Source organism: Actinokineospora bangkokensis (genome assembly GCF_001940455.1).
Taxonomy (GTDB): domain Bacteria; phylum Actinomycetota; class Actinomycetes; order Mycobacteriales; family Pseudonocardiaceae; genus Actinokineospora; species Actinokineospora bangkokensis.
In genome coordinates, this window is sequence record NZ_MKQR01000028.1 from 152,745 (window position 1) to 166,219 (window position 13,475).

General features: G+C 74.7%; 13 protein-coding genes. 2 read left to right on the plus strand and 11 right to left on the minus strand.

Going from position 1 to position 13,475, the window contains the following annotated elements; translation table 11 throughout:
- Positions 1–195: 195 nt before the first annotated feature.
- The 6 genes from rlmB to BJP25_RS27835 form a co-directional block, all read right to left on the minus strand.
- Positions 196–1,152 (minus strand): 23S rRNA (guanosine(2251)-2'-O)-methyltransferase RlmB, encoded by a 957-nt coding sequence (gene rlmB / locus BJP25_RS27810; protein ID WP_075977991.1) that lies wholly within the window; start codon positions 1,150–1,152, stop codon positions 196–198.
- 1 nt (position 1,153) lies between these two features.
- Positions 1,154–2,545 (minus strand): cysteine--tRNA ligase, encoded by a 1,392-nt coding sequence (gene cysS / locus BJP25_RS27815; RefSeq protein ID WP_075977992.1) that lies wholly within the window; start codon positions 2,543–2,545, stop codon positions 1,154–1,156.
- 135 nt (positions 2,546–2,680) lie between these two features.
- Complete coding sequence (locus tag BJP25_RS27820) at positions 2,681–3,370, minus strand: HAD family hydrolase (RefSeq protein WP_075978470.1); 690 nt, start codon at positions 3,368–3,370, stop codon at positions 2,681–2,683.
- Between the two features lie 161 nt (positions 3,371–3,531).
- Positions 3,532–4,002 carry a 2-C-methyl-D-erythritol 2,4-cyclodiphosphate synthase gene (ispF, locus tag BJP25_RS27825; RefSeq protein WP_075977993.1) on the minus strand — a complete coding sequence of 157 codons (471 nt, stop codon included), beginning with the start codon at positions 4,000–4,002 and terminating at the stop codon, positions 3,532–3,534.
- Complete coding sequence (ispD, locus tag BJP25_RS27830; RefSeq protein ID WP_075977994.1) at positions 3,999–4,688, minus strand: 2-C-methyl-D-erythritol 4-phosphate cytidylyltransferase; 690 nt, start codon at positions 4,686–4,688, stop codon at positions 3,999–4,001. Before ispD ends, ispF begins: the two co-directional genes overlap by 4 nt.
- Before the next feature lie 74 nt (positions 4,689–4,762).
- Positions 4,763–5,254 (minus strand): CarD family transcriptional regulator, encoded by a 492-nt coding sequence (locus BJP25_RS27835; RefSeq protein ID WP_075977995.1) that lies wholly within the window; start codon positions 5,252–5,254, stop codon positions 4,763–4,765.
- A 300-nt stretch (positions 5,255–5,554) separates the two neighbouring features.
- Between BJP25_RS27835 and BJP25_RS27840 the strand changes: the two genes are divergently transcribed.
- Complete coding sequence (locus BJP25_RS27840) at positions 5,555–6,241, plus strand: copper chaperone PCu(A)C (RefSeq protein WP_233158304.1); 687 nt, start codon at positions 5,555–5,557, stop codon at positions 6,239–6,241.
- 60 nt (positions 6,242–6,301) lie between these two features.
- The gene (radA, locus tag BJP25_RS27845) at positions 6,302–7,684 is read left to right on the plus strand and encodes a DNA repair protein RadA (RefSeq protein WP_075977996.1); all 1,383 of its coding nucleotides are present in this window, start codon (positions 6,302–6,304) and stop codon (positions 7,682–7,684) included.
- Positions 7,685–7,712: 28 nt separating this feature from the next.
- Here radA and BJP25_RS27850 read toward each other — a convergent pair whose 3' ends face one another.
- The 5 genes from BJP25_RS27850 to otsB form a co-directional block, all read right to left on the minus strand.
- Positions 7,713–8,447 (minus strand): ESX secretion-associated protein EspG, encoded by a 735-nt coding sequence (locus tag BJP25_RS27850; protein ID WP_075977997.1) that lies wholly within the window; start codon positions 8,445–8,447, stop codon positions 7,713–7,715.
- 10 nt (positions 8,448–8,457) lie between these two features.
- Positions 8,458–9,735 carry a hypothetical protein gene (locus BJP25_RS33795; protein WP_143219352.1) on the minus strand — a complete coding sequence of 426 codons (1,278 nt, stop codon included), beginning with the start codon at positions 9,733–9,735 and terminating at the stop codon, positions 8,458–8,460.
- A gap of 13 nt (positions 9,736–9,748) precedes the next feature.
- Positions 9,749–10,351 (minus strand): DUF3558 domain-containing protein, encoded by a 603-nt coding sequence (locus tag BJP25_RS27860; protein ID WP_075977998.1) that lies wholly within the window; start codon positions 10,349–10,351, stop codon positions 9,749–9,751.
- A complete protein-coding gene (locus tag BJP25_RS27865; RefSeq protein ID WP_075977999.1) occupies positions 10,348–10,842 on the minus strand; it encodes a PE domain-containing protein in 495 nt (164 codons plus the stop codon). The genes BJP25_RS27860 and BJP25_RS27865 overlap by 4 nt, the downstream gene beginning before the upstream one ends.
- A 101-nt stretch (positions 10,843–10,943) precedes the next feature.
- Positions 10,944–13,472, minus strand: coding sequence for a trehalose-phosphatase (gene otsB / locus BJP25_RS27870; protein ID WP_075978000.1), 2,529 nt, complete (start codon positions 13,470–13,472; stop codon positions 10,944–10,946).
- Between the last annotated feature and the right edge of the window lie 3 nt (positions 13,473–13,475).

The window sequence follows — 13,475 nt, forward strand, 5'->3', positions numbered from 1 at the left end:
TGCCTCGGGGACCGGCGGCCGTGGTGCCGGGTCGGGGACGATGCCGGGTGGGGACGCGGGGGTCAGTAGCGGTCCGTCGAGCGCTGCGTTGTTGTGCCGGGTCGCCTCAGGCGGGACAGACGGCCGTGGTGCCGGGTCGGGGACGATGCCGGGTGGGGACGTGGGGGCGGGGGGCGGGGGCGTGAAACACAGCGCTCAGGTGCGGCCCTCGACGCGCCTGCGGCGGGCGACCTCGGCGAGGACGACGCTGGTGGCGACGGAGGCGTTGAGCGACTCCACCCCCGCGGCCATGGGAATGCTCACGGTGGCGTCGCAGGCCTCGCGGACCAGGCGGGACAGGCCGCGGCCCTCGGAGCCGACGACCACCACCAGCGGGCCGGTGGCCAGGGTCAGCTCGTCGATGTCCATCGTGCCGTCGGCGTCCAGGCCGACGATCATCAGGCCCTTGGCGGCCAGCGAGCGCAGCTCGCGGGTGAGGTTGGTGGCCACCGCGACCGGGATCTTGGCCGCGGTGCCCGCGCTGGTGCGCCAGGCCACGGCCGTCATGCCCGCGCTGCGGCGCTGCGGCAGCAGCACCCCGTTGGCGCCGAACGCCGCCGCCGAGCGGATCACCGCGCCGAGGTTGCGCGGGTCGGTGACCCCGTCGAGGGCGACCAGCAGCGGCGGCTCGTCGGTCTGCCCGGAGGCGGCCAGCAGGTCGTCGGGGTGGGCGTACTCGAACGGCGGCACCTGCAGGCCCAGCCCCTGGTGCATGGCGCCCTGGGTGAGCCGGTCCAGCTCGGGCCGCGACACCTCCAGCACCGAGATGCCCCGGTCGGCCGCCAGCCGCACGGCCTCGGCCACCCGGTCGTCGGCGTCGATGCCCAGCGCCACGTACAGCGCGGTCGCCGGGATGCGCGCGCGCAGGCACTCCACCACCGGGTTGCGGCCCGCGATCAGCTCGTTGGCGGGCTTGTCCTTGGTGGTGGCCGCCGACCGGCGCGCCTGCGCGTTGGCGACCCGGTGCGCCTTGTGCCCGGGGCGGTCCTCGGCCTTGGGCGTGGGGCCCTTGCCCTCCAGGCCCCGGCGGCGCTGACCGCCGGACCCCTTGACCATGCCCTTCTTGGTGCCCGGCTTGCGCATCGCGCCCTGGCGCCTGGAGTTGCCTGCCACGTCAGCTGTCCTTCAACGTCCACTGCGGACCGTCGGGGGTGTCCTCGACGGCGATGCCCGCGCCCTGCAGGCGGTCGCGGATCGCGTCCGCGGCGGCGAAGTCGCGCTCGGCGCGGGCGCGCTGGCGGTCGGCCAGCAGGCCGGAGATCAGCGCGTCGACCGCGTCGTGCAGCCCGTCCGCCGCGGCCGACCCGGCGGCCCACCGCGGCGCGAGCGGGTCGAGCCCGAGCACGTCGGTCATCGCGCGCACCGCGGCCGCCTCGGCGCGGGCCGCGGCGTCGTCGCCGGAGTCCAGCGCCGAGTTGCCCGCGCGCACCGCGGCGTGCACCGCGGCCAGCGCGGCCGGGGTGCCCAGGTCGTCGTCCAGCGCGGCGGTGAACTCCGCGGGCAGGTCACCGACCGCGACCTCCCCGGTGCGCTGGACGACCTTGCGCACGAACGACTCGACGCGCTGGTAGGCGCGCACCGCCTCGTCCAGCGCGGCCTCGGAGTACTCGATGTTCGACCGGTAGTGCGGGCCGACCAGGTAGTAGCGCAGCTCCTGCGGGCGCACCTTCGCCAGCAGCTGCGGGATCAGCACGGTGTTGCCCAGCGACTTCGCCATCTTCTCGCCGGAGAGGGTCACCCAGGCGTTGTGCACCCAGTAGTTGGCGAACCCGTCGCCCGCCGCGTGCGACTGCGCCTGCTCGTTCTCGTGGTGCGGGAACGCCAGGTCGATGCCGCCGCCGTGGATGTCGAACGCGCTGCCCAGGTAGGTGCGCGCCATCGCGGAGCACTCCAGGTGCCAACCGGGGCGCCCGGGGCCCCACGGCGTCGGCCAGGACGGCTCGCCCGGCTTGGCCGCCTTCCACAGGGTGAAGTCGCGCGAGTCGCGCTTGCTGGTCGTCGTCGGCTCGCCCTGCTTCACCTCGTCCGGGCTCTGCCTGGTCAGCGCGCCGTAGGCGGGGAAGGAGGTCACCGAGAAGTACACGTCGCCGTCGACGGCGTAGGCGTGCCCGCGCTCGATAAGCTCGGCGATCATCTGCACCATCTGGGTGATGTGCCCGGTGGCCCGCGGCGCCACCGACGGCGGCAGGCAGCCCAGCAGCGCGTACGCCTCGTCGAAGGCGCGCTCGTGCGTGGCCGCCCACTCCCACCACGGCCTGCCCGCCTCGGCGGCCTTGGCCAGGATCTTGTCGTCGATGTCGGTGACGTTGCGCACCAGCCGCACGTCCAGGCCGCCGCGGGCCAGCCAGCGGCGCAGCACGTCGAAGTTGAGCCCGCTGCGCACGTGCCCGATGTGCGGCACGCCCTGCACGGTGGCCCCGCAGACGTAGATGGAGGCGATCCCCTGCTCGCGCGGCGCGAACTCGCGCAGCGTCCGGCTGGCGCTGTCGAACAGGTGCAGGGGCACGGCGATCTCCTGGTCGGGAGCGTGTGATCGGGTCATGATGGTACGGGCACGCGGTGCGGGTGGCGGCACGCACCACCGCACCGGACTCGGCCGGACGTCGTCCCCGGTCAGCGCGCCGCTGTCAGTCCACCGCTGTCAGAGCGCGCTGTGCGCGCGCACCGCGCGGAGCAGCGCGTCGGGGCGGTCCTTCGTCGCCTGCGGCTCCACCCGCTCGAACCGACAGCCGATCCGGGCCGCGCCGCCGTCGGCCTCGGCGCTGTCCCCGACCATGAGCGCGTCCGCGGGCTCGACGCCCAGCCGGTCGCAGGCCAGCCGGAAGATCTTCGGGTCGGGCTTGACCACGCCCTCGGCGTAGGACAGGACGAACTCGTCGACCAGGTCCGCCAGCCCGTGCGCGGCGAAGGTCGGCCGCAGGTCCCAGGCGATGTTGCTGACCACCGCGACCTTCACCCCCGCGGCGCGCAGCAGGCGCAGCAGCTCGGGGGTGTCGGGGTAGGGGACCCAGGAGGCGGGGTCGAGCATCCGGTCGTAGAGCCTGCTCGGCACGCCCTCGGCCAGCCCGAGGGCGGGGGAGCCCAGCGAGGCCTCGTAGGACGCCCGGTGCACCTCGGGGTCGAGGTCGCGCCGGTGCCAGGCCTGGTGCAGGTCGGCGGGCAGGTGCTCCGGGGTGCCGGTGGGGATCGTCATCAGCGCGAACAGCTCGACGACCCGCTCGGGGCTGATCTCGGTGCCGTCGGCGGCCAGGTAGGTGTGCTCGCTGGAGGCACCGGGTTCCAGGCGGAACAGGGTGCCCGAGAAGTCCAGCAGGACGCCGCGGATGGCCACGGCGCCCACGCTAGACCATGGTCACGCCCCACCAGCCACCCCCTTGGCCCCTGCACCACAGCAGGCGACCGCGGGCGCGGCCCTCAGCGCGAGGTCACCCCTGTTGGCGGGAAACGGGCCCGAGCGCGGCCGGGAGGGCGTCTGTGACGAGAGCCACGGGCTCAGCCGTCCGCGCGCACCAGCAGGGCGGTGGCGATCGCGGCGATGCCCTCGCCGCGACCGGTGAGCCCGAGGCCGTCGGTGGTGGTGCCGGAGACCGACACGGGGCCGCCGACCGCCGCCGACAGCGCGCCCTGGGCCTCGGCCCGGCGCTTGCCGATCTTGGGGGCGTTGCCGATGACCTGCACCGCGGCGTTGCCGACCTGCCAGCCGTCGGCCTCGACGAGTCTGCGCACCTCCGCGAGCAGGGTCGTGCCGCGCGCGCCCGCCCACCGCGGGTCGCCGGTGCCGAACACCGCGCCGAGGTCGCCCAGGCCCGCGGCCGACAGCAGCGCGTCGCACAGGGCGTGCGCGGCCACGTCGCCGTCGGAGTGGCCCGCGCAGCCGTCGACGCCCTCCCAGAGCAGCCCGGCCACCCAGCACTCCCGGCCCGCCTCGACGGGGTGCACGTCGGTGCCGACACCGACCCTCACGCTGGTGCTCCTTCGGCGAGGACGGCCTCGGCGATCGCGAGGTCGAACGGGGTGGTGACCTTCATCGCACGCGGGTGGCCGGGGATGGTGAGCACCGGCACGCCGATCTTCTCGACCAGGCCCGCGTCGTCGGTCGCGGAATCGCCCGCCTCGGCGTACGCGCGGCGCAGCGTGGCCACGTCGAAGCCCTGCGGGGTCTGCACCACGCGCAGCGCGGCGCGGTCGGGGGTGTCCTGCACCACGTCGTGCGCGTCCACGCGCTTGACGGTGTCCGCCACCGGCAGGACGGGGATCACAGCGGGGGAGCCCGACTCGACAGCGGCGACCACCGCGTTGACGACGGACGGGGGGGTGAAGGCGCGGGCGGCGTCGTGCACCAACACGGTGCGCACGTCCGGGTGAACCCGCAGCGCGTGCTCGAAGGCCAGCCGCACGGAGGCGGTGCGGTCGGCACCGCCGGGCACGACCTCGGCCACCAGGCCGTGCGCGGTGAGAAGGGCGGAGGTCGCGGAGACCTCGGCGGGCGGGGCCGCGACGACCACGTGCCGCACGCGGCCCGCTGAGAGCAGGCCGCGCACGGCGTGGACGAGCAGAGCGACCCCGCGGACGGGGACCAGCGCCTTCGGCACGCCGTGGCCGAGGCGCTCACCTCGGCCCGCGGCGGGCACGAGCACGACCGTGCTCACCGGGAGCCATCCCTGGGGGTGTCGGGTGGGGTCGAGGACCCCGGGTGGAACGGGTGGAGCGGTCCGGCCGCGACCTAGACCGGGGTGGTGGACAGGACCTCGTCCAGCAGGACCTCGGCCTTGTCCTCGTCGGTGCCCTCGGCCAGCGCCAGCTCGCTGACCAGTATCTGCCGGGCCTTGGCCAGCATCCGCTTCTCGCCCGCGGACAGGCCGCGGTCCTTCTCCCGCCGCCAGAGGTCTCGCACCACTTCGGCCACCTTGTTCACGTCACCGGACGCGAGCTTCTCCAGGTTGGCCTTGTACCGACGCGACCAGTTGGTCGGCTCCTCGGTGTGCGGCGCGCGCAGGACGTCGAAGACGCGATTGAGGCCCTCCTGGCCCACGACGTCCCGCACGCCCACGATCTCGGCGTTGTCTGCGGGGACGCGAACCGTGAGGTCACCCTGCGCGACCTTGAGGACGAGGTACTTCTTCTCCTCGCCCTTGATCACGCGGGTCTCGATCGCTTCGATGAGTGCGGCACCGTGGTGCGGGTAGACGACGGTCTCTCCGACCTTGAAAACCATGTGTCCTCTGCCCCTTTCGCTGACCCCATCTTAACACGGGTCGGCCGCGCCCGGTGACCGACCTGTGATCCGTCTTCGCAGGTCAAGGGCCAAATGGGGGAGGCGCGTGGGGTTGACAAACGCCCCCGGCCCGTACTCAGCCCCCGCGCCGGGGCGCCTGCCAGCGCGCCTGCCGGATCCACTGTGGACGCCCCGCCACCGGGTCGGGGGCGCCGCTATGGCCGACCACACGCGGGCGCGGGCGGGCGCTGCGGCTAGGCTCCTGGGCGGCAATGTCGGCACCGGACGCGGGAGTCCTTCGTGAGTCGTGCACAGCAGAACCGGACCGGACGGGCGCGCCTGGCCCCGGCGGTGGTCGGCCTCGGGCTGGCCCTCGCGCTGGCCGGGTGCGGGGCCGGTCAGATCACCCAGACCGACTCCATGCTGCCCGCGGTCAACGGTGTCGAGGCGGGCCAGGGCGCGGTCGTGCTGCGCGACGCCGCGATCGCCTACCCCGAGGGCGGGTCGTACAAGTCCGGCGCCGACGCGCCCCTGGTGCTCACGATCGTCAACACCGGCGCGAACGCCGACAAGCTCACCTCGGTGACCACCCCGGTCGCCGCCTCGGCCACCATCACCGGCAACACCGACCTCCCGGGCGGGTTCGCCCTCGCCGTCGGCACCCCGGGCGTCGACGTCCCCGGCGGCGCCGGGACCAGCACCTCCGCGTCCGCGTCGGCCACCAGCGCCCCCGGCTCGTCCTCCGCCGCCCCGAGCAGCGGCGCGAGCAGCGCGCCCAGCACCACCAGCGGCGCGCCCAGCTCGGCGGCCCTGCCGCTGGGCCAGATCCGGGTCGTGCTCACCGGCGTCAACACCAAGCTGGTGCCCGGCGAGACCTACCCGGTGACCTTCGTGTTCGCCAACGCGGGCCAGGTCACCGCCCAGCTGCCGATCGCCGCCCCCAGCTCCCCGCGCACCGAGTCCGAGCACGGCGAGCACGAGGGCTGATCCCCGGCACGAGCCGCGGGCGGGCGCCGGGTGTCGGTGCCCGCCCGTAGCTTTGTCCCCGTGGCCACCACCAAGACCCCCAAGCCCACCTACACCTGCGCCGAGTGCGGGCACGGCACGCCGAAGTGGCTCGGCCGCTGCCCGGAGTGCCAGGCGTGGGGGACGCTGCAGGAGGTCGGCGCCCCGCGCCCCGGGCTGGCCAGGGTCGCCGCGGGGGCGCCCGCCACCCCCGCCCGGCCCATCGACGAGGTCGACGTCGAGCAGGCCAGGGCCCGGCGCACCGGGGTCGGTGAGCTGGACCGGGTGCTCGGCGGCGGCCTGGTGCCCGGCGCGGTCGTCCTGCTGGCCGGGGAACCGGGTGTGGGCAAGTCCACGCTGCTGCTGGAGGTCGCCTACCGCTGGGCCGCCCGCGACGGCGACCACGGCCCCACCCTCTACGTCACCGGCGAGGAGTCCGCGGGGCAGGTCCGGCTGCGCGCCGAGCGCACCGGCAACGTCCACAAGTCGATGTTCCTGGCGGCCGAGAGCGACCTGCCGACCATCCTGGGCCACGTCGACGAGGTGAAGCCGGGCATGCTCGTGGTCGACTCCGTGCAGACCATGACCACCCCCACCGCCGACGGTTCCCCCGGCGGGGTGACCCAGGTCCGCGCGGTCACGGCGGCGCTGGTCGCCCTGGCCAAGGAGCGCGGCCTGCCGGTCGTGCTCGTCGGCCACGTCACCAAGGAGGGCTCCATCGCGGGCCCGCGGGTGCTGGAGCACCTGGTCGACGTCGTCCTGCACTTCGAGGGCGACCGGCACTCCTCGCTGCGCATGCTGCGCGGGGTCAAGAACCGCTTCGGCCCGGCCGACGAGGTGGGCTGCTTCGAACTCGTCGAGGGCGGCATCGTCGGCGTCCCCGACCCCTCCGGGCTCTTCCTCAACAAGCGCGAGGCGGGCGTGGCGGGCACCGCCGTCACCGTCGCCGTCGAGGGCAAGCGCCCCCTGCTCGGGGAGGTCCAGGCCCTCGTCGCCCGCTCCCCCCTGGGCACCCCCCGCCGCGCCGTCAGCGGCCTGGACTCCGCCCGCGTCGCCATGGTCCTCGCCGTCCTGGAGCGCCGCGGCGGCGTCCGCCTCGGCGACTCCGACGTCTTCGCCGCCACCGTCGGCGGCATGAAGATCCCCGAACCCGCCGCCGACCTCGCCGTCGCCCTCTCCGTCGCCACCGCCGCCAAGGACGTCGCCCTCCCCCCGGACCTCGTCGTCCTCGGCGAGGTCGGCCTCGCGGGCGAGGTCCGCCGCGTCTCCGGCGTCCGCTCCCGCCTCGCCGAAGCCCTCCGCCTCGGCTTCACCAAGGCCCTCGTCCCCACCGACTCCGGCGAGCACCCCCCGGGCATGCAGGTCCGCGAGGTCCCCGACCTCGCCTCCGCCATGCACAACCTCGCCGTCCTCCGCAAGTCCTGAGCGGACCCGGCGGGCCTGCCGCTCCCGGTCACGGCCTGGTCAGCGAGGCCCTCGCTTCGCGCAGCCTGCGCACCAGTTCCTGCCTGCTGCCCGGCGTCAGCAGCACCTCCGCGCCCACCCGCACGTTCAGGTAGCGGCCCTCGGTTGTGTCCGCGACGCGCAGCGGGCTCGGCAGCGCGACCCTGCGCCCCGCGCTGTCCCGGACGGCCACGTGCAGCTCCGCGCCCCCGGTCGTGGGCAGCCCGATGAGGTGGCGGGCGCGCCGCAGCTCCACGGCCGGGCGGCGGACCCCGGCGGGCGGCTTGCCGCGCAGCTCCGCCGGGTCGAGCTGCACGGGCTGACCGCGACCCGGCGGGCACACCGGTGCCTGGTCGACCAGGGTGGCGGGCAGCGCCTCGGGGTTGGCCTGAGCCAGGGTCACGGTCCCGCCGTCGCGCACGGCCAGCACCGCGTCCCGGCCGGTGGCCGCCGCCAGCACGCCGATGTGCTTGCCGCGGTGGAAGATCCAACCGTAGAACTCCACCGCGGGCCTGCACAGCAACGCCAGCGTGGCCTCGACGTCCCGGTCGACTCGGCCGTGCTCGTCCACCCCGCCCTGCCCGCGCAGCTGGTCCCAGGCCTGGGCCTCGGCGCGCTCCCGGTCGTCGCGGGGCAGCCAGCCCGCCTCCGGCCGCAGCGCGACGTGCAGCTCACCGAGGCCCAGCGAGCGCACCACCCGGTCCAGCGCGTCGACCGGCAGCACCACCACGCGGTCCAGCGTCACGCCGACCCGCTCACTCGCCGATCACGGGCGGGGCGGTGGGGATGTCGTTGCCGAACACCGCGTCCGGGTCATCGATGACGAGGTAGTCCGGGCGGGAGTGCTCGTGGTCCTCCTCCCGACCCGCACCGGCCCCGCTGCCCACCGCTCCGCCAGGACCGCCCGCGCGACCACGCTCACCGGAGCCCGGCACGCCGAGGCCCCCGCGGTTGGCCGCCCTGCCCTCGGCGTCCGCTCCGGCCATGCCGCCCTGCCCCGCCCTGGCCCCGCGCTCGTCCAGCGCGCCGCGCGAGCCCCTGGCCTCCTCGCCGCCCGCGTGCGCCCCACGGGGCGCCCCCCTGCCTTCCGGGTCGGCCGCGGCACCTCGCCGGGCGTGTTCGTCGAGGCTGGCCAGCGGCGCGCCGCGACCGGTGGACGACCTGCCGTCGCCGCTGGTGCCCCGCGTGACGCCGCGCCCATCAGAAGGGGCGGGTGCCCTGTCGCCGGGCCCCAGCGGGGGGTGTCCGCCGTCGAACGCGTTCGGTGGTCCCGGGACCGGCCGGGGTGCACCGCCCGCGCTGGGCGGCGCCACGACCGGCGAGGTCACGCCGGACGGCGCCGTTCCGCCGTTGCCGGGAGCCGGTGCGGGAGGCGGCGCGGGCTGCCCGCCACCCACCTGCACGTCGTGCCCGGAGGTCACCGGGGGCGGTGCGTACCCCGCCGTCCGCGTGCTGTCCCCGCCGCCGGACCCGCCCGGGTCGACCTCGCCGCCGAACTCCCGCGCCTGCGCAGGTGGCAGTGGCACGACGGCGATCGACGCCTCGTCCGGCCGCAGCGTGCCGTAGGTGACGGGCAGCTCCGCCAGGTACGCCCGGGTCGTCTCCTCGTAGCGCTCCATCGCCGCGGCGTTGATGGCGTTCGCCTCGTCATAGGCGCCGAGCTGCCGCTCGTAGGTCTCATCCGCGTCGGTGAGCACCGAGGACAACCAGCCGGGCTCCTGCGGCTTCGAGGGGACCGGCACCACGGTCGCCCCGGTCACCCGGAACATCGCCGCCTGCGCCTCCACCGCGTACCCGGCCTGCCGGATGTCCGGCCCGGACACCTCGTGCTCGACCGCCAGCGGCGCCGCTCCCCGCTGCGCCGCCCCCGCCGCCTCCCCGCTCCACCCGCCCTCCATGCTCGACGTCATCCGCCGCACCTCCGCGGCGTGCGCCTCGTACTCGTCGACCACGGCGCGCAGGTCCTCCAGCGCCCGCAGGTTCGCCTCGGTCGACCCCGCCCGGAAGTTCGCGTAGATCTGCGACCCGCTCATGCCCCGGCCCACCTCACGCCCCCTTCAACGTGACCAGCACCTGCTCCGCCACCGCCACGACCCGCTCGCACACGTCCTGACCACCGGCGAACTGCCGCCGCGCGCTGATCGTCACCTCGTCGTTGATGGCGACGATGACGTTGCACCCCCCGCGCTCGCGGTTGTCGGTGATGTCGGCGAAGACGGCCGGGTAGCCGCTGACCTCGGTCGGCTCCCACAACTCGAACTTGTCCAGCTCCGCCTGCGCCTGGTACTGGGTCCGCAGGCCGTGTTCCAGGTTGAGGGTGAAGTTGACCGAGTACTGGCCGCGGTTTTCCGGTGGTTGCCAATCGCATGCCGGGGAGGACTTGAGCGTCAGGTCCGACGTGCCCGGTGGGACGAGGCCCAGCGCAGTGGCCTGATCCGGCGTCAGGAGCTTGCACGGGTCGCCGTAGAAGGGCCGGCCGTCGAGTGGCTTGTCGACCGTGAGGGCCCCATTCTCCTCATCGGGCGTGGACGAGGGGGTCGATCCGCCGGAGGTCTGCTCAAGCGGAGCGGGGACCGGCTTTCCCGTCTCCGCTGCGCACGCGGACAGCAGCACAAGGGCGGCGAATGCCGCGGGGAGGGCCCGGTTCACCCCGTCCTCCCCTGCAAGGCGGCGGCGTTGCCGCTGTCGGTGCCCGCGTACGCGTCCCTGGCCTGCTTCAGCTTGGCCACGTATTCGTCGGTGTAGCGCAACATGTCGGAGTTGTGCTGGTGGGCCAAGGCGAGGTTGCCCGCGACCGCCTTGGTGAACTGCTTGCTCACCTCGTCACGGGCAGGCGGCTCCAGCGCCTCCATGGCCGCGCTGATCCGCCGACCGCTGGCCTCGACCTGAGTGCGCAAGTCCGTCCAGCGCTGGATGAGGGCGTCGAGCTCGGCGACGCTGTGCACCTGGAACTGGCCGCCGCCCCCGCCACCGCCGGTGGTGTACGGGGTACCCGGAGCGGGCAGGTGGATGCCGCTGCCGTCCAGCCAGCGGCGCAGGTGCTCGTACGCTTCGGCGGCCTTGCGCCCGGCTTCCGCGACCGAGACCGAGGCGTCGATCTGCTGGTCCGGGTCGCCTGGTGGTGTGGTGCCGTCCGGCATGTGCCTCTCCCCCTGGATGCCGCGCTTCCAGGGGGAGAGACTACTAGTGCGGGCCTCGGGTTCCGCGTGTTCCGGCGGAATGCCCCGATCGGGCTAGTCGGTCACTCGGAGAGGAGTTGGGCGCACCGGATCAGGCCGAGGTGGGAGTAGGCCTGGGGGTGGTTGCCCAGGGACCGCTCCGCGATGGGGTCGTACTCCTCGGGGAGCAGGCCGGTGGGGCCCGCGGCGTCGACGATCTGGGCGAAGAGGTCTTCTGCTTCGGTGCGGCGGCCGGTGAGCAGGTAGGCCTCGATCATCCAGGCGGCGCAGAGGTGGAAGCCGCCCTCGTCGCCGGGGAGGCCGTCGTCGCGGTGGTAGCGGTAGACGGTGGAGCCGGAGCGCAGCTCGGCCTCGGTGGCGGTGACGGTGGCGACGAAGCGGGGGTCGGTGGGGTCGATGAGGCCGACCATGCCGATGAGCAGGGTCGCCGCGTCGAGGTCGGTGCCGTCGTAGGCGGTGGTGAAGGACTTGACCTCGTCGTTCCAGCCGTGGGTGAGCACGTCGTCGGCGATGCGGTCGCGCAGCTGCTCCCAGCCCGGCTCGACCTCGCGGCCGTGGGCGAGGGCGAGCTTGACCGCGCGGTCGACGGTCAGCCAGCACATGACCTTGGAGTACACGTGGTGGCGGGGGCGGTGGCGCTCCTCCCAGATGCCGTGGTCGGGCTCGTGCCAGCGGCGGGTGACCGCCTCGGCCATCGCCCGCACCATCGCCCAGTCGCCGTCGGTCAGCGAGCCGCGGGCCTCGGACAGGGCCATCACCAGGTCGACGACCGGGCCGAAGACGTCCAGCTGCACCTGCTGGTTGGCCAGGTTGCCCACCCGGACCGGGCGCGAGCCCGCGTAGCCGGGCAGGGTGTCGATCACGGCCTCCGGGCCCAGGGTGGTGCCCGCGATCGTGTACAGCGGGTGCAGCCGCTCCGGGCCCGCGACGGTCTCCAGCACGCCGTGCACCCAGCCCAGGAACGCCTCGGCCTCGGCGGTGGACCCCAGCGACACCAGCGCCTTGGCGGTCATCGACGCGTCGCGCAGCCAGCAGTAGCGGTAGTCCCAGTTGCGGACGCCGCCGATCTCCTCCGGCAGCGACGTGGTGGCCGCGGCCATGATCGCGCCGGTGCCGCTGTGGCAGAGCCCGCGCAGGGTCAGCGCCGAGCGCCCCACCAGGTCCTTCTCCACCGGCGGCAGGGTCAGCCCGTCCAGCCACCGCGACCAGTACGCCCCGGCGCGGGCCTTGCGGTCGGCCTCGGCCACCGGGTTCGGCCCCAGGTCACCGGTGCCGCAGCGCAGCTCGAACACCACCGGTTCGTCGGCCCGCAGCGCCACCACGGCGCGGGCGGTGTCCCACATGCCGTCGGAGACGACCTCCCACGCCACACCGGGGGAGCGCAGGGCGATCGGGTCGGAGGTGCCCAGCACGCGGATGCCGTCGGCGGTGGCCTCCAGGCGCACCTGGACCTGCCCGAACTCCGGGCGCGGCGCGAACTCCACCACGACCGAGGAGGTGCCGGTGAGCACCCTGGTGAGGTCGGTGCGGAACTCCGCGGCCTCGTGGTCGAGGTAGTCTGTGACCAGCAGGCCCGACCAGCGGGTCTCCACGGTCATGGTGCCGGGCAGGTAGCGCTGGCCCAGCGGCAGGCCGCCGTGCTCGGGGCGCACCGAGAAGTGCCCGGCGGTCGGCCCGCCGAGCAGGTCGGCGAACACCGCCGCCGAGTCCGGCTCCGGGTGGCACAGCCAGGTCAGCCGGGCGTCCGGGGTGACCAGGGCGACCGAGCGCTCGTTGGCCAGCATCGACAGCCGCTCGATCGGCGGGGCCTGGTCGCCGTAGAGCCAGTTGCGCCGCTCCTCCAGCAGGAACGCCAGCATCTTCGCCACCGACACGGTGTCGTCGATGCGGTAGCCGGCCAGCGTCTCGCCGTCGCCGACCTTGACCCCCAGGTCGGGGCCGGAGAGCCGGGCGAAGGCCTTCTCGTCGGTGACGTCGTCGCCGACGAACACCGCCGCGGTCGCCCCGACCTGGTGGCGCAGCACGTCGAGGGCGTGGCCCTTGTCGGTCTGCACCACGGCCAGCTCGACCACGGCCTTGCCCTCGGTGACCTGCACGCCGTCCCAGGTGCACGGGCCACCGCGGACCGCGGACAGCACCCGCTCGGCCACCTCGGCCGGGGCCCGGCGCACGTGCACGGCGATGCTGGCGGGCTTGACCTCAAGCTGCACGCCGGTGGCGCCGTCGACCAGCTTGGCCAGCTCGTCCTCCACGCGCTGGTGCAGCGCGCGGGCGGCGCCGTCGAGGGCGTGCACGAAGCCCACGTCGAACTCCGAGCCGTGGCTGCCGACCAGGTGCACCTCCGACGGCAGCCGGGACAGGGTGGCCAGGTCGCGCAGCGCCCGGCCGGAGATCACCGCGGTGGTGGTCTCGTGCAGGCCCGCCAGCGAGCGCAGGGCCGCGACGGAGTCGGTGTTCGGGCGGGCCTTCTCGGGGTCCTCGACGATGGGCGAGAGAGTTCCGTCGTAGTCGCACGCGACCAGCAGGCGCGGGGTGCGCGCCAGCTGCACGATCGCGCGCCGCAATTCGGCGGGGAGGGCCTCGGCGGTCAACGC

What these genes read in the sequence shown, in the direction of transcription:
- BJP25_RS27835 (WP_075977995.1), bottom strand. Translation starts at nt 5,254, where the DNA reads ATGGTTTTCAAGGTCGGAGAGACCGTCGTCTACCCGCACCACGGTGCC.
- BJP25_RS33795 (WP_143219352.1), bottom strand. Translation starts at nt 9,735, where the DNA reads ATGAGCGGGTCGCAGATCTACGCGAACTTCCGGGCGGGGTCGACCGAG.
- BJP25_RS27865 (WP_075977999.1), bottom strand. Translation starts at nt 10,842, where the DNA reads ATGCCGGACGGCACCACACCACCAGGCGACCCGGACCAGCAGATCGAC.